Origin of the sequence: Microlunatus sagamiharensis, from assembly GCF_900105785.1 — a bacterium.
GTDB classification, from domain to species: Bacteria; Actinomycetota; Actinomycetes; order Propionibacteriales; family Propionibacteriaceae; genus Microlunatus; species Microlunatus sagamiharensis.
In genome coordinates, this window is the sequence record NZ_LT629799.1 from 562,719 (window position 1) to 585,664 (window position 22,946).

General features: G+C 73.0%; 22 protein-coding genes and 3 tRNA genes. 11 read left to right on the forward strand and 14 right to left on the reverse strand.

Annotation, left to right across the window (positions count from 1 at the left end; translation table 11 throughout):
- Nucleotides 1-23: 23 nt before the first annotated feature.
- The 5 genes from BLU42_RS02575 (at nucleotide 24) to BLU42_RS02595 (ending at nucleotide 4,021) form a co-directional block, all read left to right on the forward strand.
- The gene (locus BLU42_RS02575) at nucleotides 24-1,289 is read left to right on the forward strand and encodes an ABC transporter substrate-binding protein (RefSeq protein WP_197680586.1); all 1,266 of its coding nucleotides are present in this window, start codon (nucleotides 24-26) and stop codon (nucleotides 1,287-1,289) included.
- 77 nt (nucleotides 1,290-1,366) lie between these two features.
- Entirely contained in the window at nucleotides 1,367-2,434 is a 1,068-nt protein-coding gene (locus tag BLU42_RS02580) for a carbohydrate ABC transporter permease (protein WP_091073134.1), read from the forward strand.
- A gap of 122 nt (nucleotides 2,435-2,556) precedes the next feature.
- Nucleotides 2,557-3,366: a carbohydrate ABC transporter permease gene (locus BLU42_RS02585; RefSeq protein ID WP_407940263.1), complete on the forward strand. Its 810-nt coding sequence runs from the start codon at nucleotides 2,557-2,559 to the stop codon at nucleotides 3,364-3,366.
- Nucleotides 3,367-3,452: 86 nt separating this feature from the next.
- Nucleotides 3,453-3,719 carry a hypothetical protein gene (locus tag BLU42_RS02590; protein WP_091073135.1) on the forward strand — a complete coding sequence of 89 codons (267 nt, stop codon included), beginning with the start codon at nucleotides 3,453-3,455 and terminating at the stop codon, nucleotides 3,717-3,719.
- Nucleotides 3,716-4,021, forward strand: coding sequence for a hypothetical protein (locus BLU42_RS02595; RefSeq protein ID WP_091073136.1), 306 nt, complete (start codon nucleotides 3,716-3,718; stop codon nucleotides 4,019-4,021). The genes BLU42_RS02590 and BLU42_RS02595 overlap by 4 nt, the downstream gene beginning before the upstream one ends.
- Nucleotides 4,022-4,201: 180 nt before the next feature.
- On the opposite strand, the gene BLU42_RS02600 is transcribed toward BLU42_RS02595, so the two are convergent.
- The 13 genes from BLU42_RS02600 to BLU42_RS02655 form a co-directional block, all read right to left on the reverse strand.
- Nucleotides 4,202-4,277, reverse strand: a tRNA-Lys gene (locus tag BLU42_RS02600).
- 62 nt (nucleotides 4,278-4,339) lie between these two features.
- Nucleotides 4,340-5,908, reverse strand: a complete 1,569-nt coding sequence (locus tag BLU42_RS02605; RefSeq protein WP_091073137.1) for a phytoene desaturase family protein — start codon at nucleotides 5,906-5,908, stop codon at nucleotides 4,340-4,342.
- A 9-nt stretch (nucleotides 5,909-5,917) separates the two neighbouring features.
- Nucleotides 5,918-6,796 carry an aldo/keto reductase gene (locus BLU42_RS02610; RefSeq protein ID WP_091073138.1) on the reverse strand — a complete coding sequence of 293 codons (879 nt, stop codon included), beginning with the start codon at nucleotides 6,794-6,796 and terminating at the stop codon, nucleotides 5,918-5,920.
- Nucleotides 6,797-6,826: 30 nt separating this feature from the next.
- The gene (locus BLU42_RS02615; RefSeq protein ID WP_091073139.1) at nucleotides 6,827-7,624 is read right to left on the reverse strand and encodes a type 1 glutamine amidotransferase; all 798 of its coding nucleotides are present in this window, start codon (nucleotides 7,622-7,624) and stop codon (nucleotides 6,827-6,829) included.
- A complete protein-coding gene (locus tag BLU42_RS02620) occupies nucleotides 7,624-8,754 on the reverse strand; it encodes a Mur ligase family protein (protein ID WP_091079150.1) in 1,131 nt (376 codons plus the stop codon). The genes BLU42_RS02615 and BLU42_RS02620 overlap by 1 nt, the downstream gene beginning before the upstream one ends.
- Before the next feature lie 145 nt (nucleotides 8,755-8,899).
- Nucleotides 8,900-9,427, reverse strand: coding sequence for a superinfection immunity protein (locus BLU42_RS02625; RefSeq protein ID WP_091073140.1), 528 nt, complete (start codon nucleotides 9,425-9,427; stop codon nucleotides 8,900-8,902).
- 49 nt (nucleotides 9,428-9,476) lie between these two features.
- Nucleotides 9,477-9,552, reverse strand: a tRNA-His gene (locus BLU42_RS02630).
- 73 nt (nucleotides 9,553-9,625) lie between these two features.
- On the reverse strand, nucleotides 9,626-10,303 hold the full coding sequence (gene orn / locus BLU42_RS02635; protein WP_091079154.1) for an oligoribonuclease: 678 nt from the start codon (nucleotides 10,301-10,303) through the stop codon (nucleotides 9,626-9,628).
- A 21-nt stretch (nucleotides 10,304-10,324) separates the two neighbouring features.
- Nucleotides 10,325-11,524: an MFS transporter gene (locus BLU42_RS02640; RefSeq protein WP_091073141.1), complete on the reverse strand. Its 1,200-nt coding sequence runs from the start codon at nucleotides 11,522-11,524 to the stop codon at nucleotides 10,325-10,327.
- Between the two features lie 49 nt (nucleotides 11,525-11,573).
- Nucleotides 11,574-11,969 carry a MarR family winged helix-turn-helix transcriptional regulator gene (locus tag BLU42_RS02645; protein ID WP_091073142.1) on the reverse strand — a complete coding sequence of 132 codons (396 nt, stop codon included), beginning with the start codon at nucleotides 11,967-11,969 and terminating at the stop codon, nucleotides 11,574-11,576.
- Nucleotides 11,966-12,121 (reverse strand): hypothetical protein, encoded by a 156-nt coding sequence (locus BLU42_RS20435; protein ID WP_157719732.1) that lies wholly within the window; start codon nucleotides 12,119-12,121, stop codon nucleotides 11,966-11,968. Before BLU42_RS20435 ends, BLU42_RS02645 begins: the two co-directional genes overlap by 4 nt.
- 47 nt (nucleotides 12,122-12,168) lie before the next feature.
- Nucleotides 12,169-13,128, reverse strand: coding sequence for a cyclase family protein (locus tag BLU42_RS02650; protein WP_157719733.1), 960 nt, complete (start codon nucleotides 13,126-13,128; stop codon nucleotides 12,169-12,171).
- Entirely contained in the window at nucleotides 13,125-14,468 is a 1,344-nt protein-coding gene (locus BLU42_RS02655; RefSeq protein ID WP_172825739.1) for an ABC transporter substrate-binding protein, read from the reverse strand. Before BLU42_RS02655 ends, BLU42_RS02650 begins: the two co-directional genes overlap by 4 nt.
- A gap of 168 nt (nucleotides 14,469-14,636) precedes the next feature.
- Between BLU42_RS02655 and BLU42_RS02660 the strand changes: the two genes are divergently transcribed.
- The 5 genes from BLU42_RS02660 to BLU42_RS02680 all read left to right on the forward strand — a co-directional run bounded on the left by BLU42_RS02660 (nucleotide 14,637) and on the right by BLU42_RS02680 (nucleotide 20,587).
- A tRNA-Arg gene (locus BLU42_RS02660) sits at nucleotides 14,637-14,710 on the forward strand.
- 74 nt (nucleotides 14,711-14,784) lie between these two features.
- Entirely contained in the window at nucleotides 14,785-15,474 is a 690-nt protein-coding gene (locus tag BLU42_RS02665) for an alpha/beta fold hydrolase (RefSeq protein WP_091073145.1), read from the forward strand.
- Nucleotides 15,475-15,529: 55 nt separating this feature from the next.
- Nucleotides 15,530-17,014, forward strand: coding sequence for a PrsW family intramembrane metalloprotease (locus BLU42_RS02670; protein ID WP_091073146.1), 1,485 nt, complete (start codon nucleotides 15,530-15,532; stop codon nucleotides 17,012-17,014).
- A 16-nt stretch (nucleotides 17,015-17,030) separates the two neighbouring features.
- Complete coding sequence (locus BLU42_RS02675; protein WP_197680587.1) at nucleotides 17,031-18,926, forward strand: P-loop NTPase family protein; 1,896 nt, start codon at nucleotides 17,031-17,033, stop codon at nucleotides 18,924-18,926.
- Nucleotides 18,926-20,587, forward strand: a complete 1,662-nt coding sequence (locus BLU42_RS02680; RefSeq protein ID WP_091073147.1) for a GTPase — start codon at nucleotides 18,926-18,928, stop codon at nucleotides 20,585-20,587. The genes BLU42_RS02675 and BLU42_RS02680 overlap by 1 nt, the downstream gene beginning before the upstream one ends.
- Before the next feature lie 126 nt (nucleotides 20,588-20,713).
- Here the strand turns inward: BLU42_RS02680 and BLU42_RS02685 are convergent, their stop codons facing one another.
- Nucleotides 20,714-21,064 carry a hypothetical protein gene (locus BLU42_RS02685; protein ID WP_091073148.1) on the reverse strand — a complete coding sequence of 117 codons (351 nt, stop codon included), beginning with the start codon at nucleotides 21,062-21,064 and terminating at the stop codon, nucleotides 20,714-20,716.
- 136 nt (nucleotides 21,065-21,200) lie between these two features.
- On the opposite strand from BLU42_RS02685, the gene ettA reads away from it, so the two are divergent.
- Entirely contained in the window at nucleotides 21,201-22,883 is a 1,683-nt protein-coding gene (gene ettA / locus BLU42_RS02690) for an energy-dependent translational throttle protein EttA (protein ID WP_091073149.1), read from the forward strand.
- The last annotated feature ends 63 nt before the right edge of the window (nucleotides 22,884-22,946 follow it).

Consider the following 22,946-nt stretch of genomic DNA (forward strand, 5'->3'; position numbering starts at 1 on the left):
CTGTCTCCCTCAGCGCGCTGCTCGTGGCCGCCGCCTGCGGTGGCAGCAGCTCCGACTCGGGCTCCGGCACCGGCTCCTCCGCCCCCGCCGTCGACTTCACCAAGCAGGGCGACATCGAGCTCTGGAACGGCAAGGACACGTCGGGCAACCTGCCGAAGCTGATCGCGCAGTTCAACGCGCAGCACCCCAACGGCAAGGTCACCTTCCACGAGCTCCCGGACAACGCCGACCAGCAGCGTCAGCAGATGATCCAGAACACCCAGATCAAGAACCCGGCCATGGCCGTCATCAGCATGGACGTGGTGTGGACGTCGGAGTTCGCGGCCAAGGGCTACGTCGTGCCGCTGCCGACCGACCAGTTCCCCACCGAGGGCTTCCTGCAGTCCGCCGTCGCCGGTGCGACGTACTTCAACAAGCTGTACGCCTACCCGTCGACCTCCGACGGCGGCCTCCTGTACTACCGCAAGGACCTGCTCGACAAGTACAACCTGCAGCCGCCGACGACGTTCGACGAGATGAAGACCGCCTGCGACACCATCAAGAAGGGCGAGAACAACTCCAAGCTCGACTGCTACGCCGGCCAGTACAACAAGTACGAGGGCCTCACGGTGAACTTCGACGAGGCCGTGCACAGCGCCGGCGGCGTCATCGTCGGTGACGACGGCAAGCCGAACGTGGCGACGCCCGAGGCGGCCAAGGGCCTGCAGACCCTCGCCGACTGGTTCAAGAACGGCGACATCCCCAAGGCGGCCATCACCTGGCAGGAGGAGAACGGCCGTCAGGCGTTCGAGGCCGGTCAGCTGATCTTCCACCGCAATTGGGGCTACGTGTACAACCTCGCCCAGACCGACAAGGACAGCGTCGTCAAGGGCAAGTTCGATGTCGCGCCGCTCCCGGGCATCTCCGGGCCGGGCGTCTCGAGCCTCGGTGGCCACAACTTCGCCATCGCGGCGAACGCCGAGAACAAGGGCACCGCCGTCGACTTCCTCAAGTTCATGAGCTCGGAGGAGGTCCAGAAGTCGAACACGCTGGCCACCTCGCAGTCGCCGACGATCGAGAAGCTCTACACCGACTCCGACCTGGTCAAGAAGTTCCCCTTCATGCCGACCCAGCTCAAGTCGATCCAGACCGCGATCCCGCGACCCAAGGCCGTCGAGTACGGCGACGTGACCCTGGCGATCCAGGACGCCGCGTACGGCGCGCTGCAGGCGGGGGCCAACGGCCAGACGGCCGACTCCACCACCGCCCTCCAGGGCCTGCAGACCAAGCTGCAGACGCTGATCAAGTAACGATCGGTCTCGCCCATCGGGTCCCCGGCGCGCTGCGCGCCGGGGACTCGCGGGCTCGTCTCCTAGGAGGTCACCGCATGGCCACTGCCACGGTGGAAACACGTAGCGCTCCCGCCGCCTCCGGCGACGGCCGCAAGAGCAGGAAGAACGCGCTCAGCGACGGGCAGGGCCGTCTCGCCTGGATCCTGCTGGCGCCCACCCTGCTCGTCATCCTCGTCGTCGCCGGGATCCCGGTCATCATCTCGATCCGCGAGTCCTTCTTCGCCACCAACAACGGGGTCGACCCCGTCACCGGCATGGTCGCCGGCGGCGAGCGGTTCGTCGGCCTGGGCAACTTCACCGCGATCTTCGCCGGCGACAACCCGGTCGCCGGGTCGTGGGGGACGGTCGACCGGTTCTGGAACGCCTTCTGGAACACCACGGCCTTCACCGTCGTCTGCATCGTCCTCGAGACGATCCTCGGCGTGGCGATGGCCCTGATCATGTCGAAGGCCTTCAAGGGCCGCGGGATCGTGCGCGCCGGCATCCTCGTCCCGTGGGCCATCCCCACCATCGTCTCGGCGCTGATGTGGAAGCTGATCTTCGACGCCGACGGCATCATGAACCGGGTCCTCGGTCGACAGGTCCTCTGGCTCGCCGACACCGGCTCCTCGTTCTGGGCCGTCGTCATCGCTGACACGTGGAAGACGGCGCCCTTCATCGGGCTGCTGACCCTCGCCGGCCTCCAGACCATCCCGGCCGAGGTCTACGAGGCCGCCAAGGTGGACGGGGCCACGACCTGGCAGCAGTTCACCCGCATCACGCTGCCCCTGGTCAAGCCGACGCTCGTCGTCGCGGTGCTCTTCCGCACCCTCGACACGCTGCGCATGTTCGACCTGCCCTTCGGCATGATCGGCGCGGGCAAGTACCGCGTCGAGACGCTGTCGATCTTCTCCTACCTGGAGGCGACGCAGACCAGGTACGGCCCGGCCGCGGCGTACGCGATCGTGCTGTTCATCTACGTCCTGCTCGTGGCCTTCGTCTTCGTGAAGGTCCTCGGGGCCGACGTCATCGGTGACACCGGGATGCCGAAGAAGAAGAAGGACAAGAAGAAGGCGGGTGCCGCCGGGGCGCCCGGGCTAGAGATGGCGGGAGGGGCTCACTGATGGCCACCACGACCACGCCCCCGACCGCGCAGTCGCACCTGTCGCAGGCCGAGGTCGCCGAGCTGGCCCGGGAGAAGCAGAGCCCGAAGGCCAAGATCGGGATGGTCGCGTCCTACGTCGGGATGGCGCTCATCGTCCTCTACTGCATCATCCCGTTCTACTGGATGGTCGTCTCCTCGCTGCGCGACCCGAGCCAGGGCCGCAGCACGCAGTTCATCCCCGACCCGATCTCGGTGGAGAACTTCAAGGGCGTCTTCGCCGGGCAGAACAACTTCGGGCGCTCGCTGATCAACTCGCTCATCGTGTCGGGGGCGACGACCGTGCTCACCCTGCTGTTCGGCATTGTGGCGGCGTACGCGCTGGCTCGGCTGACGTTCAAGGGCAAGGGCCTCGTGCTCTGGGTGATCATGGCCTGCTCGATGTTCCCCGTCATCATCCTGATCCCGCCTCTGCTGAAGATGTTCTCCTCCACGGAGCCGTTCGAGTGGTTCCCGCGGTGGGTGGACACCTACCAGGCCGTCATCGTCCCGTACCTGAGCTTCGGGCTGCCGCTGGCGGTGTGGAACCTGACCGCCTTCTTCAAGCAGCTCCCCGTGGAGCTGGAGCAGGCCGCGATGGTCGACGGCTGCACCCCGGGGGTGGCCTTCCGCAAGGTGATCCTGCCGCTCGCGGCGCCCGGCGTGTTCACCACGGCGATCATCGTGTTCATCGGTGCGTGGAACGAGTACCTGCTCGCGCTCACGTTCCTGCAGGCCGCGGACAAGCAGACCGCCACCGTGGCGATCAGCAAGTTCACCGGGACGACCGGCTTCGACACCCCGTACGGCACGATCATGGCCGCCGGTGTGATCGTGACGGTTCCGCTCCTCGTCGCGGTGCTGCTCTTCCAGCGCCGCATCGTCGCCGGCCTCACCGCCGGTGGCGTGAAGTAGGGGAGCCACCCTCCCTCAGGACCCACGACGGGCCCGGTCACCTCGGTGACCGGGCCCGTCCGTCGTCTGTCGGCAGTGCTTGCGCCGTGGAGCCGAGGGGACGCTTCCTGGCTCCTCGAAGAGGCCGGGGACCCTTCCTGAGCCTGTCGAAGTCCCCCGAAGAGGTCGGCGAGCAGGCCCTGTGCTCGTGCCATCTCTACCTAGCGAGCGACATCGACCCCCGCCGCGAGGGCCGCCCGGCGCGCCGCTACTACCGGCTGACCGCCCTGGGCGCCGAGTCGGCCCGCGCGGCCCTCGAGCGCGTGCACCGGCCGCACCAGCGCCGACAGCTCGGCGGGGTGCGACCCGCGTGACCCCGACCCGTCCGACCCGCACGGCGGGCCGCCTGGTGGGGCTGGCCGTCGCCGTCCTCCCCGCTCCGCAGCGGGCCCGCTACGCCCGCGAGCTCTACGCGGAGCTCTACGGCATGACCTCCCTCCAGCAGCTGCGTCATGCGGGCGGGCTGCTGCTCCACGCGTTCGCGCTCAGGAGCGCCCTCGTCGCCACCACCCACTCCGAGGAGACCGCCCTGACGACCACCACGAAGCCGCTGCGCTGCCGGCTGGGGATCCACCGCTGGGACGAGCGCGAGAACCCGGAGACCCACGAGCGCTAGCAGGTCTGCGAACGCTGCGACGCCTACCACGAGCGTCCCCGGGCGACCGCGGGCACGGGCGCCGCCAGCACGACCAACGGCGAGATGTTCTGAGCCGTCCCGCGGTGAGACTCACCAGCATGTAGACCCGTAGCAAGACAGAACCGCCCGGTCCAGGGGACCGGCCTGTTCTGTGTGCTCTGGTGCGCCGCGAGGGAATCGAACCCCCAACCCGCTGATTAAGAGTCAGCTGCTCTGCCTGTTGAGCTAGCGGCGCGCGAGGAGAAACACTACCAGCGTCGGGCGCCAGACTCGAATCGAGCTGAACCCCAACTCTGGTCAGACCTCGGCGAGCACGGCCATCGCCGCATTCTGACCGCCCAGGCCGCTCACGGCGCCGCCCCGGACGGCCCCGGAACCGCAGAGGAGCACCCCCGGGTGCGCGGTCGCCACGCCCCAGGCCTCGTCGGGCGTACGCGGCAGGTCGCCGTCGGCGAGCCACGGCCAGGCGAGGTCGCCGTGGAAGATGTGGCCGCCGGGCATCCGCAGCTCGTGCTCGAGGTCGACCGGGGTGACGACCTCGATGCAGGGCCGCCCGTCGCCGTCGGTCGCCAGGCAGTCCTCGAGCGGCTCGGCCAGCACCGCCTGGAGCGAGCGCAGGGCCGCGTCCCGCGCCCGGTCGCGCATCCCGGCCGGATCGTCGCGGAAGAGCCGCGCGGGCGCGTGCACACCGAAGAGCGTCAGCGTCTGGTGCCCCGAGGCCCGCAGCTCCTCACCGAGGATCGAGGGGTCGGTCAGCGTGTGGCAGTAGACCTCGCTGGGCAGCGGGTCGGGCAGCACGCCAGAGGCCGCGGTGTCGTACGCCTCGTCGAGCCGGACGGCGCTCTGGCCGAGGTGCAGGGTGCCGGCGAAGGCGGTCGCGGGGTCGACGCCGGAGCGGAGGCGGGGGAGGCGGCGCAGCAGCAGGTTGACCTTGAGCTGGCTGCCCTCGGGCGCGGGGCGCGGCTCGACCGGGCTGCCGAGCAGTCCGTTGGCGACGGCGGGCGCGCATCCGAGCAGGACGTGCCTCGCAGCGAACCTCGATCCGTCGGCCAGCGCGACCTCCGCACCGCCGCCGGGCAGCGGTGTCAGGCCGGTGACGACCGCGCCGGTCCGCAGGTCCGCCCCGGCCGCCCGAGCCACCCGGACGAGCTCGTCCGCGACGCGGCCCATGCCGCCGACGGGGACGCGCCACTCGCCCGTCCCGTTGCCGATCAGGTGGTAGAGGAAGCAGCGGTTCTGCACGAGGCTCGCGTCGTCCGAGCGGGCGAACGTCCCGATCAGCGCATCGGTGAGCACCACGCCCCGGACGGCGTCGTCGGCGAACGTCCGCGTCAGCACCTCGCCGACCGGACGCTCCACGAGGTCGTGCCAGAGCGCGTCCGGCACCGCCGTGCGCAGCTCGGCCGCGTGCGGCAGGGGTCGGGTGAGGGTGGGCACGACCACCGCCGCCAGCTCGGCGACCCGGTCGTAGAAGGTGCGCCAGGCCTCGTACGCCTCGTCGCCACCGGTCAGCGCGCGGAAGGACGCCCGCGTCGCCGCGCCCTCGGACCGTTCGACCAGCAGGTCGCCGCGCTGGGTGGGCGTGTACGACGCGACGCGCCGTGAGCGCAGCTCGAGGTCGAGACCGAGCTCGGCGACGACGCTCGCGGGCAGCAGCGAGACGAGGTAGGAGTAGCGCGACACCCGCGCGTCCACGCCGGGGAACAGCCGTGCGCCGGCGACGGCGCCGCCCAGCTCGTCGCGGGCCTCGAGCAGGGTGACGCGGCGGCCGGCCTGCGCGAGGTAGGCGGCGGCGACGAGGGCGTTGTGCCCGCCGCCGACCACGACGACGTCCGGGTCGACGTCCGGCTCATGCGTCGCGGGCATCGACCGACCTCAGGGCCGGCCGGTGGCGCTGCAGCGCGCCAGCTCGTCCGCGGTGAGCACCAGGTCGGCGGCCTTGGCCGAGTCGGTGATCGAGGCGGCCCGGCGCGCCCCCGGGATCGGGATGACGACGTCGTCCAGCGACAGCTCCCAGGCGAGCACGACCTGCTGGGGGCTGACGCCGTGCGCCTCGCCGATCTCGGCGAACGCCGCGAACTCGCGCCCGATGCCCGTCGCGCCGCCGCCCCCGAGCGGGCTCCAGGGCAGGAAGGCGATGCCGTGCTCCGCGCAGAGGTCGAGCTCGTCCTGGCTGGACCGGAACCGCGGCGAGAACTCGTTCTGCACGCTGGCCAGGCCGCCCTCGCCCAGCACCTCGATGGCGACCTCGATCTCCTCGACGTTGGCGTTGGAGATGCCGATCGCCTTGATCAGGCCCTCGTCCTGCAGCGTCTTGAAGTTCGCGATCACGTCGCCGTAGACGAGCCAGCGGTCCGGGCGGTGCCACTGGTAGAGGTCGAGCTGGTCGACGCCCAGGGCGGTCAGCGACTTCTCCACCGCCGAGCGCAGGTAGTCCAGGGAACCGTCGCGGCGCCGGGTCTCGCCCTCGCCGCGGACGATGCCGCCCTTGGTGCCGATGACGACGCCCTCGGTCGAGCCACCGTACGTCCGCACGGCCTCGCCGACGATCCGCTCGTTGTGGCCCATCGAGTCCCACGTCGGCGCGTACACGTCGGCCGTGTCGATGAAGGTGATGCCCGCGTCGAGCGCGGCCTGCACGGTGGCGACGGCGTCGTCGTGGTCGGGGTAGACCTGGTCGTTGTTCATGGACATCGGCATGGCGCCGAGCCCGATCGCCGACACGGTGAAGGGTCCGAGCTGCCTGGTCTGCACCGACGTGACCCTACCGAGGGGCCGTCCCGGCTAGCGGGTGCCCCGGACCGCGGCGAGGCGCTGCGTGCGCAGGGCGTCGATCTCGGGGCGGGGGAGCGGTGCGAGCTCCTCGCCGAGGGCGAGCTCGAGGAGGTGGTCGGCCAGCGCCGGGTTGCGCGCGAGCACGGGACCGTGGGGGTAGGTGCCGATGACGGTCCCGTTGACCGCGCCCTCGGTGCCGTCGGCGCAGTTGCCGACGCCGACCTCGACGTCGGCCAGGGGCTCGGCGTCGGGGCCGAGCCGGGTCCAGCCGCCGTGGTTCTCGAAGCCGGTCAGCAGCGCTGAGTCGTCGGAGTCCCCGGAGCGGCCGCGCCAGCGGCTGAGGATCTCCCCGACGGCCCGCCGTGGTCCGCGCGTCGTGGTGACGTCGAGCAGGCCGAGGCCCTCGATGACCTGGTCCTCGCCCCCGGGCACGGTCGGGTCGCCGACGGTGAACGTGCGCCCGGCGATCTGGTAGCCGGCGCACACCGCGAAGACGACGGCGCCGCGGTCGACCGCGCGGTGCAGCCCACCGTCGGCCTGGAGCGCGCGGACGGCGGAGATCTGCGCGGCGTCCTCGCCCCCACCGAGCAGGTAGACCTGCCCGGTGTCGGGCAGCGGCTCGCCCGGCTCGACGACGGTGAGCACCGCGTCGAACCCGCGCCAGGCCAGCCGACGGGCCAGCACGGTCGCGTTGCCGCGGTCGCCGTAGATGCCGAGCAGCGACTGGTAGACCAGCACGACCTCGACGCGGGGCCCGTCGCCCGGGCCGTACTCGCCGGAGACGTCGGCCAGGAGCGCGTCGCCCATCAGATCCCTCCGAGCTTGCGCAGCCGCTGGAACGGCGTGTACGTGGCGACGACGTCGACCGGCTCGGTGTGCCCGCGCAGCGCCTCGGCCAGGTCGGGGACGACCCGGTGCTCGACGCCGGCGTACGCGAGGCGCACGGCGAGGTCCTGCGCGCGGGGTCCGGTGGCGACGACGGTGCGGCCGGCCAGCTGCTCGTACTCGACGTCCCACAGCCAGGACACGTCCCGGCCGTCGGCGGCGGCCGAGTCGATGGCGAGCACGACGGTGGCCGAGGTGGCCAGCGGCAGCGCCTCGGCCCAGCCGGCGGGGTTCTTGGCCAGCAGCAGGCGGGCCGTGCTGCCCGAGATGGTGGCGGTGCCGAAGCGGCCGGCGGGCGCGCTGACCGTGCGCATGCCGGCGACCGCGGTCGCCGGGTCGATGCCGAGCAGCTCGGCCGCGGCTAGCGCGCACGCGGCGTTGGAGACGTTGAAGCCGCCCGGGACGTTGAGCTCGGGGGTGACCGACGAACCGTCCGGCCGCACGATCGTGTCGCCGACGACGCGGTAGGCGGCCTCGGGCTGCGCGAGGTCGCACCCGGTGCAGCGCCAGCCGGTCCCGTCCTCGCGGACCAGCGGCGAGCCGCACTGCGGGCAGAGCGCGGCGTCCTGCGTCCAGGTCGTGGCGGTGTCGACCCACACGACGCGGCGGGCGGTCTTCACCGCCCAGACGATGAGCGGCTCGTCGGCGTTGGCGACCACGACGGGGCCGTCGTCACCGGCGGCGGCGAGCGCGTCGCGCCAGCTGCGGCCCAGGCCCTTGATCTCGTGGTTGCGGTCGAGCTGGTCGCGGCTGAAGTTGAGCAGCACGAGCACCTCGGGCCGTCCGAGCCGGACGAGGTCGGCGACGACGCGCTCGTCGGTCTCGAGGACCGCCAGGTCGGCGCGCGGGTGCTCGCTGAGCGCGGAGGCGATGCCCGCGTGCAGGTTGGCCCCGTCGGCGTTGTGCACCAGCCGGTGCGTGTCGGCACCGAGGGCCTGGCGCACCGCCGCCGCGATGAAGTGCGTGGTGGTGGTCTTGCCGTTGGTCCCGGACACCATCGCCACCCGGCGGCCGGCGACCAGCTCGCCGAGGGCGGCCGGGTCGAGGCGCAGCATCACCGAACCGCGGATCGACGTCCCCGAACCTCGCCCTGTCAGCCGCGACGTCACCGCCGCGGCCCGGCCGGCCCAGATCGCGCCGCGCAGCCGTACGCGGGCGAGCGGCGGGAGTGCGGGTCGGCGGACCGGGGCGGGCAGCTCAGCCGCGATGGTCGGGCTCCCACGGCGAGCGGGGCAGCGGGCGCGTCGGCTCGGTGCCCAGGGGGTCCACGGTGGTCGGCTCGGGGTCGGACCAGGCGCGCGGCGCCAGCGCGGCCGGCGGGGCCGACCAGGGCTGCGCCGGGCGCGGAGCCTGCTCCCACGGCTGCGGGACCTGCTGCCACGGCTGTGGCGTCTGCGCCCACGGCTGCGGCGGGTGAGGCAGCGCTGGGGGTGCGTACGCCTGGACGACGACCACGGGGCGGTCGCTGCCGCAGGCCATGACCAGGGCCACGACCCAGCCGATGACGGTCCAGCCCAGGAAGAGGTTGATCAGAGCCGTGGCGGCGACGTTGCTGCGGTTGCGGGTCGCGGCGACCGCCCAGGGCAGCAGGTAGAGCCCCGTCAGCGCGGTCAGGACCCACGCGATGACGACGTGGGCGGTGGAGCAGCGGTAGGGCTGCACGAGCACCTGGGTCTGCGGAGCCAGGTAGCCGTACGGCTGGTAGCTCACAGGCTGGTCTCTCATGCGCGGCCCCTGACGACGAGGTGGACCCGTGGTCGCCCGATCGACGACGTGGGGTGAGTGACGGGACTTGAACCCGCGGCCACCTGGACCACAACCAGGTGCTCTACCAACTGAGCTACACCCACCGTGGCAGCGCGTGGCCGAGGCCGGTGCGCTGCGCGTCGACGAGTGTAGTGGTCACGGGCGTCAGCGCCGAACTCATTCCGCCGCGGTCGTCGCGGACGGGTCCTCGGGGCCGTCGGCGGGGTCCTTGCGGGGCCGCCCGCCGGTGGCACCGGTGATCGCGCCCTGGTGCCGCGCGGCGATCTCCCGGGCGCTCGCCGAGTCGGGGCCGGGCAGCGGGACGAAGACGGCGTCGCGGTAGTAGCGCAGCTCCTCGATCGACTCCTGGATGTCGGCGAGGGCGCGGTGGTTGCCGCTCTTGGCCGGTGAGGCGTAGTAGGTCCGCGGGAACCAGCGCCGGGCGAGCTCCTTGACGCTGGAGACGTCGACGTTGCGGTAGTGCACGTACGCCTCGAGCGTCGGCATCCCGACGGCGAGGAAGGCCCGGTCGGTGCCGATCGAGTTGCCGGCCAGCGGTGCGCGGCGCGGCTCCTTCACGAAGGTGCGGACGTGGTCGAGCACGAGCTCCTCGGCCTCGGCCAGGCTCAGCCCGCCGTCGAGCAGCGGCAGCAGCCCGGAATGCTCGTGCATGCCCCGCACGAAGTCGCCCATGTGGTCCAGCGCGGCCGCGCTGGGCTTGACCACCACGTCGATGCCGTCGCCGAGCACGTTCAGGTCGCTGTCGGTCACCAGCGCGGCGACCTCGACGAGCTCGTCGTGCGCGAGGTCGAGGCCCGTCATCTCGCAGTCGACCCAGACCAGGAAGTCCTTCACCGCCGTCACTCTAGACGTGGCTCAGCCCGTACCGGCGGGTCGCCGCGGGATCCACCTCGCGAGCCAGGCGACGCCGGTCCAGGTGAGCAGCCCCATGGTGACGGCGGCGGCCGCGAGCGGGGCGACGGCGCTGACGGCGCTGACCACGAGCGGACCGGTGGCGTTCCCGACGTCGGCGCACAGGCGCCAGCCGCCCAGGAATTGCGTACGCGACTCGGCGGGGGCCGCGTCGGCGCCCAGGGTCATCACCACCCCGGCCGAGATGCCGTTGCCGAGCCCCATCAGGCCGGCGACCGCGGCGATGGCGGGCGTGACGTGGGTCAGCGGGAGGAGCAGGAAGCCGAGGCCCAGCACGAGCATCGACGGGACGGCGACGAAGACCCGCCCGTAGCGGTCCATGATCGCGCCGCCCGGGTAGAACAGCAGCATGTCGACCCCGGCCGACACCCCGTAGACGAGGCTGACCGTGCTCGGGCTCAGCCCCTGCGAGGCGGCCCACAGCGGGACGATCGTCTGGCGCGTGGCCCGGGCGGCGGAGATCACCAGCACGCCCGTGCCCAGGGTCAGCAGCGTGCGCCGGTGCTGGCGCAGCACCGACAGCACCGTGGCGTGCGCCTCGCCGGTGCCGGCGCGCGCCCGGCGCTGCGTCCGCGTCACGTCGGGGAGGAAGGCGGTCAGCAGGGCGGCCGAGAGGCTCATCGCGGCGGCGAACGCGTACGCGGTCCCGACCCCGCGTCCCGCGACGAGCGCGGCGCCGATGAACGGGCCGATGAAGAGCCCGACGCGGAAGGTCCCGCCCAGCGTGGACAGGGCGCGGGCCCGCATCCGCATCGGCACGGTCTCGGTGAGGTAGGCCTGCCGGGCGAGGCTGAAGACCGCCCCGGCCAGCCCGGTCACGAAGATCGCCAGCGCGAGCACCCACAGCGAGTGGGCGAGGAAGGCGCCGACCAGGGCGAGCGCGTCGACGGCGCAGGCGCCGACGAGGGCCTTCTGCTCACCGATCCGCGCGGCCAGCGCCCCGGCGGGCAGGTCGCCGACTAGCTGCCCGATCCCGATCAGCGCGACGACGAAGGCCGCGACGCCGACGCTCGCGCCCAGGTCGCGGGCCGACAGGGCGACGAGGGGGAGCGTCGCGCCCTGGCCGATCGAGACGAGGATCGTCGGTCCGTACGCGGGCACCGCGATCTGGCGCCAGCTGACTCCTCGCTCTGGCTGGCTCACCGGCCCCAAGGTACTGAGCCTGGCGAAGCTTTCGTCGCTCGGTGGACGCTCACACCGCGTCGAGCCCGTGGCGCCGGATCTCCTCGGCCCGGCTGAGGGCGCCGCGCGCGAAGCGCTCGGTCAGGCGCGTGTAGGTCTCGACGTCGGCGGCGTCCCAGTCGCTGAGGACCTGGTCGGTCAGGCGGTCGCCGAGGTCGTAGAAGCGCTGGGCGACGTCGAGCCCGGCCGGGGTGAGCAGGACGCGGTAGGCGCGGGAGTCGCCGGGGTCGGGCTCCCGGGCGACCAGGCCGCTCGTCTCCAGGCGCTTGACCATCTTGCTCACGTTTGAGCGGCCGGTGCCGAGCTCGTCGGACAACGCGGACGGCCGCATCGGTCCGCGGAAGCTCAGGTGCCGCACCATCCGGTGGCAGGCCTCGTCGAGCGGGACGCCGTCGTCGACGGTCACCTCGAGGTGGAACTCGGGGAGTCCCAGAGGTTCAGCAGCGCGCCCAGGCTGGCCATGAGGTCGGAGCGGTAGGGGAGCTCGACGACGTCGCGCTCCGCCGCCGGCCGGTCCTGCGCGGCGAGCGGACGTCGGCTGCGCCCTCGGGTGGTCATGGCCAGGTCACCCTAGCGACCACGAGGAGGGCAGGGCGTGAGCCGCCTCACTTGACGGCGAGCGCGTTCGGGGGCGATGCGATGCCCCCGACCTTGTTGAGGGGCGCCGAGGTCAGCAGGAACTCGTAGACCCGGTCCTCGGCGCAGTCGCGCGCGAGCTCGTCGAGGAACCACATCTCCCCGATCGGGATGCCGAGGAGCGCGAGGACGTCCATGTGGAGGTACTCGCCCGGGCGGAAGCGGTGCGGCCAGGCCTCGGAGGTCGAGGTGTCGGTGGCGGCGCCGGCCACGTGGGTGTCCCACAGGAAGCGCGCCATCTCCTCGCTGCACTCCAGGCCCGGTCCCTCCATCGTCTGGGCGACCGCCACCCGCGCGACCTCGACCCGCTCCTCGTACGTGGTCGACTCGTACCACTCCATCCACCCGGTCCGCACGAGCAGGATGTCGCCCTCGCGGAGCTCGGTGCCCTGCGCCCGCGCGATCGCCCGGAGGTCGGTGACGGTGAGGTCGCGCGTGCGCGTCGGGTGGATCGGGTCGCCGGCCGCCGCGAAGTGGCGCCCCGCGTCGAGCAGCACCCCGCGCCCGACGATGCCCCGCCGCGCCCAGTGCTCCACACCGTTGCGCGCGCCCGGACGTCCGGTGAAGTCGGCCGGCGTACGGCCGTTGTAGTAGCCGTACGTGGAGTGGCCGACGTGGCTCAGGCCGTCCCACTGGCTCGACTGCTGGGGGTAGAACGCGTCGTAGTAGTCGTCCTGGCCGTCGCCCTGGTCGATGACGGTGTGGCGCAGCGGCCCGCGGCCGTAGAAGGGCGGGTCCGGGAGCTCGAGGTCCCAGTTCAGCGCGAACACGGCGCCGCGACGCACGAGGGCGGCGCCCTCGCGCACCCGCTCGGGGGTCAGCAGGTTGATCGCTCCCACCTCGTCCTCGTCGCCCCACACCCCCCAGGCCGAGCGCGGCGGGAGGTCCGGTCGGACCGGCAGGTCGTCGTAGTCGGGCAGGTGGGTCACCGGGCCGCCTCCGCCGCGGCCTGCAGGGTGCGGGCGGCCTCCTCGGGCGAGGTCTTGCCCGTCGCGACGGTCACGCCGGCGTCCCCGATGGCGGTGGCGAGGTCGGCGTTCGCGAGCAGGCGGTCCTCGGTGACCGTGCCTGCGTCTCGGATCAGCGCCTCCAGCGCCGGCTGCTGCCGGTCCTGGTCGACGAGTCCGTCCAGCTGCGGCGTCACGCCGTTCAGCGCCGGCACGTCGGCGAGCGAGTCCGCGACGATCTGCTGGCCGGCCCTCGCCGACGACAGCCAGACCGCGAAGGTGGTGGCGGCGTTCTTGACCCGCGACTTGCGGTTCACGGCCAGGCCGTAGTCCGGGCTGCCGAACAGGGCGCCCGGCCGACCGGTGTCGGTCGCGGCCGGGAACGGGATCGGCATGGCCGTGAACGGCTTCGCGTCACGGACGCCGGCCGCCTTGATGGCGGCGGCCATGGTGTCCCGCTTGGCGTACTGGGCGTACCAGAAGCCCATCTGCACCATCGCGTAGCGGCCCGAGAGGAAGCCGTTGTTGGCGTCCGGGTACTGCTGCTGGCCGAGCGCGCCGGACTGCATGATCCCGTCGGAGAACATCGAGCCCCACACGGTGAGCGCCTGCACGAGGCCGGGGTCGGTCCAGCTCGCCCCACCCCGGGTCGCGCGGGTGAACAGACCGGGCTCGATGGTGTCGGCGATGGCCTGCAGCGTGTCCTGGTTGAACGCCACCTGGGACGCGCCCTGGACGAAGCAGCCGACGTCGTGCTGCGCGAAGGTGCGGCACACCTGCTTCCACTCGGTGAAGTTCCGCGGGGGCTGGAGGTCGTAGCGGTCGAAGAGCTCCTGGTTGATCCAGACCGGGCCGGCGAAGCCGAGTCCGACGGGCAGCGCCTTGAGCTGCTGCTGGTCGTCGGTGAAGGCGCTGACGCCGATGGGCGCCATCGAGGAGCTCCACTCCGGTCCGCGCGCCGCCTCGACCGCGGGCCGCAGGTCGATGCCGGCCGACTTGAACTGCTCGAACTGCGCGCCCGAGGCGACGTCGAAGACGTCCGGGCCGGCGTCGGAGGCGAGCGCCGGGCGGATGGCGGCGGCGTAGCCGTCGATCGTGAGCAGCTTGTAGTTGACCGTGATGTCCGGGTACTCGCGGTTGAAGGCGGCGATGTACTGCGGCGCCAGGTCCGCCTCCGGCACCCACCCCCACCACTCGACCGTGCCCTGGGTCGCGGGGTCGTCGGCGGGTGCCTCCGCCGCCCGGGTGCCGCAGGCCGCGAGGGCGACGACGGTGAGCGCGACCACGGCGCGCAGTGCGTGGCGGAGCAGAGGGTGCTGCACAGGGGACTCCCGGGAGGTGGGCGGGGCGGCGAGGGTCACGACCTCGGGGCTGCGGCCGTCGTCGGCCGACGGTATTGGTGTCCTCAGGACACCGTCAAGTGTCGTGTGGACACCATCTCGCCCTTCGGGGCTCGCCCGGTCTAACCTTGACGAGCACCTCGCGCGCGAGCGCCTGTAGCTCAACTGGACAGAGCAGCGGGTTTCTACCCCGCCGGTTGGGGGTTCGAGTCCCTCCAGGCGTGCTCCACGGGCCCGACCGGTCGCGCTCCGCCAGGCCGTGCCGGCCAGTACGGGAGACATGGCCTAGGGTTCACGGATGCCGAACGTGCAGCTCGCGAACGGGCCGGTGCTGCGCTACCGGGAGTGGGGCCGCCCCGACGGGGCCGTCCTCCTCCTGCTGCACGGCACCACCGCCGACGGCAGCACCTGGGACCACGTCGCCCCCGTGCTCGGCGAGCACTTCCGCGTCATCGCCCCCGACCTGCGCGGGCGGGCCGACAGCGAGTGGACCGACGACTACTCGATGCAGCTCCTCGCCGACGACGTCGTCGCCCTCTTGGACGCGCTCGGGGTCCTGGGTGCCGTCCTCGTCGGCCACTCCACGGGAGCGTCGGTCGCCTTCCTCGTGGCGAGCCAGCACCCCGAGCGGCTGCGGATGCTCGTGCTCGAGGAGATGCCACCGCCCGACGCGGCCAAGCCGCGCCTGGAGCTGCCGCTGGGTCCGGACCCCGAGGGCCGCTGGGACTGGCGCTTCGTGATCATGATGCGCCGCTGGCTGAACGAGGCGCACCCGGACTGGTGGGAGCTGGCCAACAAGATCACCGTGCCCACGCTCGTGATCGCCGGCGCCCGCAGCGCCGCCGACGAGGGTCGTCAGCACGACCTGGCCCGGGCCATGCCGGACGCGACGTTCCGCAGCCTCGACCTCGGCCACACCCCGCACGCGGAGCGCCCGAGCGCCTTCCTCCAGGTCGTGGGGCCCTTCCTGGACCCGCTCGCGAAGTAGCCCGCCCCTCGCCGGACCGCCTCCGCTGCGCCGGGCCCCGCCTATCCTTTGACCCATGTCCGCCCCGGTCGCCGTGCGCCGTCCCGCGAACCGGAGCCGGGACGAGGCGCGCAACGGCCTCCCCGTCGAGCCCGACACGAGCCAGCCGCTGCCCAAGCGGCTGCTGCGGACACCGCTCGCCTGGCTGACCGCGCTCGTGGTCGTGGGGTACGCGGTCTGCCTGGTGCTGCTCTACCGCCAGGTCGTGCCGGACCAGGAGGTGCCCGGCGGGGTGCTGCCCGGGCTCGGGCGCGAGGCCGTGCCGATCGCGGCGCGCTACGCCGCGATCACGGTGATCCCGCTGACGCTGCTCTTCCTGTGGGCCGACCGGTTCCGCCCGCAGCGCTTCTGGGTCTGGTTCATGACCTTCGGCTGGGGCGCCTGCGTCGCGACCTTCTTCTCAGCGCAGGTGAACAGCTGGGCGGCCGCCCACCTGTCGATCATCGGCGACGGCGACCCGGCGACGGGCGCGCGGGCGGCGATCTTCGTGGCGCCCTTCGTCGAGGAGGCGGCCAAGGGCACCGTGCTCTTCTGGCTGGCGATCCTGATCCGCTACGCGTGGGTCAGCCGGCTGAGCGGCATCGTCCTCGCGGGACTCTCGGGCGCCGCGTTCGCCTTCGTCGAGAACATTCTCTACTACGGCCGGGCCTACCGCTACGCCGCGCGGACCATCGGCTCGGTGCCCCCCGAGGAGGCGCTGCGGCAGGTCTTCGTGCTGCGCGGGCTGCTCACCTTCTTCGGCCACCCGCTCTTCACGTCGATGACCGGCATCGGCCTGGCCGTGGCCATGCGCTCGAGGTCGAAGACCGTACGGGTCGTCGCGCCGCTGGCCGGCTTCTGCTGCGCCGCGCTGCTGCACATGACCTTCAACACGGCGGCGAGCCTGCTGTCGGGCCGCCAGCAGCTGATCGTGTTCCTCTTCGTCGCGATCCCGCTGGTCCTCGGCTTCGTCGGCTTCGTCGTCCGCCAGCTCCTCGCCCAGGGCCGCCTGATCCGTACGCGGCTGGGCGACTACGTCCGCGTCGGCTGGCTCGAGGCCGACGACCCGGTCCCGCTGTCCCGGTTGCGCACCCGCCCCCGCGCGCTCTGGCACGCGCTGTTGCGGGGCCCGTCCACCTTCCTCGCGACCCTCCGGTTCCAGCGCGCCGTCACCGAGCTGGCCTACCTGCGCGACTCGATGGACCGCGGGCTGGTCGACGCCGCCGGGCACGCCCGCGAACGCGTGCTGCTCGCCAAGATCAGGACGCTCCGGCCGGCCGCGGTGATCCAGCCCGTCGGCGCCGCCGACTACCCGTGGAGGCGCTTGCGCCGGCGCGGCCGCGTCGCCGCGGTGCCCGCGTACGCGCCGCCGGCCTTCCCGGGTCCAGCCGGGCTGGCCGGGAGCTACCCGGCCGCTCCCGGGACCCCGGGCGCGCCCTCGGCCGCGCCCGGCCCGTTGGGGCAGACTGCTACCCGGTACTCGGAGGTCGACCCCACCTGGAAGCCTCCCGGCGAGCAGTAGCGAGGGAGGCGGAGCCGTGACCGAGCTCGTGCCGACCCGGGAGCGCACGCCGCTCGAGGTGTCGCTGGTCCGCCTGCGCGAGGTGCTGGGCCGGGCCCGCCTGCCGCTGCCCCTGCCGGGCGCGGTCGAGCAGCAGGGCGCCGCCGAGTCGATCGGCGCCCAGCTCGACGACTACGTGCTGCCGCGGCTGGCCTCCATCGACGCGCCGATGCTCACCGTCGTCGGCGGGTCCACGGGGGCGGGCAAGTCGACGCTGGTCAACTCCCTCGTCGGGCACCGCGTCACCGAGCCCGGCGTGATCCGCCCGACCACACGGGCGCCCGTCCTGGTGCACCACCCCGACGACGCGCGGTGGTTCACCGACGACCGCGTCCTGCCCGGGCTGGCGCGCTCGACGGGGTCGGGCCGCGCCGCCACCGGTCTGCAGCTCGTGCCCCTGGCCGCCGTGCCGCGCGGGCTGGCCGTGCTCGACGCGCCCGACGTCGACTCGGTCGTCGTCGAGAACCGACAGCTGGCCGCGCAGCTGCTCGAGGCGGCCGACCTGTGGCTGTTCGTCACCTCGGCCGCCCGCTACGCCGACGCCGTGCCCTGGGACTACCTGAGTGCCGCCGCGGGCCGGAGCGCCGCCGTCGCCGTCGTGCTCGACCGGGTGCCGCCGCGCGCGATGCGCGACGTGCCGCCGCACCTCGGGCAGATGATGAGCGAGCGCGGCCTCGCCGACTCGCCGCTGTTCGCGGTGCCCGAGACCGCCGTCGACGCCGACGGGCTGCTGCCCGACGCCGCCGTCGCGCCGATCCGCGGCTGGCTCTCCGCCCTCGCCTCCGACCGTTCCCGCCGGGCCGCCGTGGTGCAGCAGACGCTCGACGGCGCGGTCGGCTCGCTCGTCGCGCGGACGCCGTCCCTGGCCAGGGCCGCCGACGAGCAGGCCGAGGCGCTCGACCGGCTGCGGTCCGAGGTCGACCGCTCGTACGCCGAGGCGGTGCGGACCGTCGGAGTCCAGACCGAGGACGGCACGCTGCTGCGCGGTGAGGTGCTCGCGCGCTGGCACGACTTCGTGGGGACCGGCGAGTTCTTCCGCGCGCTCGAGCAGCGCGTCGGCTGGTTGCGCGACCGGGTCGTCGCCGCGATCAAGGGCGAGCCGCCGGGCGCGCGCGACCTCAAGGTCGCCGTCGAGTCGGGCCTGGAGTCGCTGCTGCTGCAGGAGGCCGACGCGGCCGCCGAGCGGGCCGAGTCGTCGTGGCAGTCGACGGCCGCCGGACGCGACGTGCTCGGTCGGACGCCGGCCGACCTCTCCCACAGCTCGCCCGAGCTGCGGACGCGCGCCGCACAGGTCATCCGCGACTGGCAGGGCGCGGTGCTCCAGCTCGTCGCCGACGAGGGCATGACCAAGCGGTCCCGGGCCCGGTTCCTCGCCTTCGGCGTCAACGGCATCGGCGTCGCGCTGATGATCGTGGTCTTCGCCCACACCGGCGGGCTGGTCGGTGCCGAGGTCGGCGTCGCCGGCGGCACCGCCCTGCTGGCCCAGCGTGTCCTCGAGGCCGTCTTCGGCGACCAGGCCGTACGCCGTCTGGCCGAGACCGCCAAGACCGAGCTCGACTCCCGGGTCGAGGCCCTGATGGCCGAGGAGCTGCTGCGCTACCACCGGCTGCTCGACGGGCTGGCCGTGGACGCCGGCCTGGGGTCGGCGCTGCGCGACGCGGCGGGTGCCGTGGACGAGGCGCGGCAGGTGCTCCCTGCCGGCTCGTCCGGAGTGGCCGGGTCCTCGGCGCTGCGCGTGCCCGAGCCGGCGCCCGCGCTGACCGCCGGACCCGGTGCGGGTCCGCTGGGCGGCTCCGACGATGCCGACGACCTCGGGGACGACGTGGTCGACGCCGAGCTCGTCGAGCCCGACCGCGCGCGCGAGCTGCGCTGATGGCCGGGTCGCTGGTCGCCCGGGGTCGCGCGCTGCTGCAGCGCGAGGACCCGACGACGGCTCTCGTCGACCGCGTGCGGGCGCTGCGGGAGGCGGCCGACGCGTGCGAGGGCCGGGTGTCGGGCGAGGCGGTCGACGAGGCGTACCGGGTCGGCCTCCAGGTCGACCGACGGCTGGCGATCTCCGGCGGCGCGACCGTCGTGGCCCTGGCCGGGGCGACCGGGTCGGGCAAGTCGAGCACGTTCAACGCGCTCACCGGGACCGACGCCGCGACCGTCGGCGTCCGGCGCCCGACCACCTCGGTGACGATGGCCGCCACGTGGGGCGCCGAGGCGGGGGAGGAGCTCCTCGACTGGCTGCAGGTCCGGCGACGCCACGTCGTCGACACCGGCGCCTTCGCCGACGCGGTGGCCCTCGACGGGCTGGTGCTGCTCGACCTGCCCGACCACGACTCGACCGCGGCGGAGCACCGGACCGAGGTCGACCGGCTCGTGGCCCTCGTCGACGTCCTCGTCTGGGTGGTCGACCCGCAGAAGTACGCCGACGCGGCCCTGCACGAGCGCTACCTACGCCCGCTCGCCGGGCACGCGGCCGTGATGCTCGTCGTGCTCAACCAGGTCGACACCCTCGCTCCCGACGCGCGGGCCGCGTGCCTGCGCGACCTCCGCCGGCTCCTCGACGTCGAGGGGCTCGGCGGCGTCGAGGTGCTCGGTGTCTCGGCGGCCACCGGCGAGGGCCTCGACGCGCTGCTCGCCCGCCTCGGTCACGTGGTCGCCGGCAAGCGGGCCGCGGCGGCGCGGCTCGCCGCCGACGTCGGGGCCGCCGCAGACCGGCTGGCGACGGCGTCGGGTACCGGACCCGCACCGGAGCTGTCCCGACGGACGGTCGCCACCCTCGACGCCCAGCTCGGCGAGGCCGCAGGCGTCCCGGTGGTGACCCGGGCCGTCGACCAGGCCTGGCGCCTGCGCGGCGGGCTCGCCACCGGCTGGCCGGTGCTGGCCTGGGTGGCCAAGTTCAAGCCGGACCCGCTGCGCCGCCTGCGGCTCGGCGGCGGAGGGCGCCGCGAGATCGCCTCGCCGACCGCGACCTCGCGCACCTCGCTCCCGTCCAGCTCGGGCGTCCAGCAGGCGCGGGTGGACTCCGCCCTGCGGACCCTGGCCGACGAGGCGTCGGCGGGGCTCACCCGCGGCTGGGCCGACGCCGTGCGCGCGACGACGCGACGCTCGTCGGAGGGGCTGGCCGACGCGCTCGACACCGCCGTCGCGACCACCGACCTCGACGTGGAGCGGCACCGGCGCTGGTGGGGCGCGGTCCGGGTGCTCCAGTGGCTGCTCGTCGCGGCCGTGGTGGCCGGGCTCGGCTGGCTGGGTTCGGCCTTCGTGCTCGCCTACCTGCAGCTGCCGCCGCTGCCGCCGGTCACCTGGTGGCGCTTCCCGGCGCCGACGGTCCTCGTGGTCGGGGGCGTGGTCGCCGGGCTGCTCGTCGCCGCGCTCGCCCGCATCGGGGTCGCCGTGGGCGCCCGCCGACGGGCCCGGCTGGCCCGCCAGCGCCTGCTCGCCGCGGTGTCCCGCGTCAGCGCCGGGTCCGTCGTCGCGCCCGTACGGGTCGAGCTCGAGCGCTACGAGGCCGCACGGGCGGCGATCCTGCGCGCCCGGGGCTGACGTCGCGCCGGTTTTCTTACCGCAGTGCGGCGGTTCGGCCCTCGACCGGCCTGTCGCCGCGATGCGGGTAAGAAAATCGGCGGCGACGGGCGCCGACCGGCCGGAGGCGGTGGAGGGGCCTCGTGCTCAGCTCTGCAGGGTCGCGTCGGTCACGGTGACGGTCTCCGCGACCCGGACGACCAGGGTTCCTTTGAGGTCAGCGCCCTGAGACCAGCAACGGAAGACGACCGCGCCTAGCTCAACGTTCACAGAGACCTGGACGACCAGCTCCCGATAGACCGTCAGACGCTCGGCGTCTGCCGATCTCCACCAGACGGTGAACGACCGGGCGAGGACGTCCCACGTGACCTTGACGCTTTCGCCGTCCTTGGCCCAGGCCCTGACCGACAAGACCCCGAGATCGTCCTCGGAGAGGATCTCGACCGGCAGGTGCTCGAGGTCTGCCCGGGTGGGGGCCTCGAACGGGTGCTTCGACATGTCGTCTCCCTCAGAGTGGGCGTCATCGGGCCCAGGTCTCGGACCAGGCGCGACCTCGCCCCACTGGCATACTGGGTGGTCGCCCGTGCCGCAGGGCTGACCGCGCACGCCGAACGCTCTCCAGACGAAAGCACCCATGCCTGAATTCATCTACTCGATGCACAACGTCCGCAAGACGCTGGGCGACAAGCTCGTGCTCGACAACATCACGCTGTCGTTCTTCCCGGGCGCCAAGATCGGCGTCGTCGGGCCGAACGGCACCGGCAAGTCGACGCTGCTCAAGATCATGGCCGGGCTGGAGAAGGCCAACAACGGCGACGTGATCCTGGCCAAGGACGCCACCGTCGGCATCCTGCTGCAGGAGCCGCCGCTGACCGCCGGCAAGACGGTCCTCGAGAACGTCGAGGAGGCCGTCGCCGACGTGAAGGCGCTGCAGCGCCGGATGGACGAGCTGGGCGAGGCCATGGCCGACCCGGACGCCGACTTCGACGCGCTGATGGCCGAGATGGGCGACGTCCAGACCGAGCTCGACAACCGCAACGCGTGGGACATCGACTCCCAGCTCGAGCAGGCGATGGACGCGCTGCGCTGCCCGCCGCCGGACGAGATCGTCGACGTCCTCTCCGGTGGTGAGCGCCGACGCGTCGCGCTCTGCAAGCTGCTGCTCCAGCAGCCCGACCTGCTGCTCCTCGACGAGCCCACCAACCACCTCGACGCCGAGAGCGTGAACTGGCTCGAGGGCCACCTGAACTCCTACCCGGGCGCCGTCCTGGCCGTCACCCACGACCGGTACTTCCTCGACAACGTCGCCCAGTGGATCCTCGAGATCGACCGCGGCAAGACGCACCCGTACGAGGGCAACTACTCGACCTACCTCGACACCAAGAAGTCGCGGCTCCAGGTCGAGGGCAAGCGCGACGCCAAGCGGGCCAAGATCCTCGAGCGCGAGCTCGAGTGGGCGCGGTCCAACCCCAAGGCGCGCCAGGCCAAGAACAAGGCCCGCCTCGCCCGCTACGAGGAGATGGCGGCCGAGGCCGACCGCAACCGCAAGCTGGACTTCGAGGAGATCAACATCCCGGCCGGCCCGCGCCTGGGCAGCCAGGTGCTGGACGCGGAGAAGCTGGTCAAGGGCTTCGGCGACCGGCTGCTCTTCGACAGCCTCGACTTCACGCTGCCGCGCGCCGGCATCGTCGGCGTCATCGGCCCGAACGGCGTCGGCAAGTCGACGCTGTTCCGGATGCTCGTCGGCGAGGAGCAGCCCGACTCCGGCGCGCTGCGCATCGGCGAGACGGTCAAGGTCAGCTACGTCGACCAGGGCCGCTCCGGGCTCGACCCGAAGAAGAACGTCTGGGAGCTCGTCTCCGACGGCCTCGACTTCATCAAGGTCGCGAACTTCGAGATGCCGTCGCGGGCGTACGTGGCGTCGTTCGGGTTCAAGGGGCCGGACCAGCAGAAGCCGTCCGGCGTGCTCTCCGGCGGTGAGCGCAACCGCCTGAACCTCGCCCTCACGCTCAAGATGGGCGGCAACCTGCTGCTCCTCGACGAGCCGACCAACGACCTGGACGTCGAGACGCTCCAGTCGCTGGAGGACGCGCTGCTCGAGTTCCCGGGCTGCGCCGTGGTGATCTCCCACGACCGGTGGTTCCTGGACCGCGTCGCCACCCACATCCTCGCGTGGGAGGGCGACGACGAGGAGCAGGCGAAGTGGTTCTGGTTCGAGGGCAACTACGCCGACTACGAGGCCAACAAGATCAACCGGCTCGGCGCCGAGGCCGCCCGGCCGCACCGGGCGACGCACCGCCGCCTGACGCGCGCCTGATCTGCCGGGACCCGGCCACGGTCCCTGAGCTTGTCGGAGGGCGCCCCTCGACGAGCTCAGGGA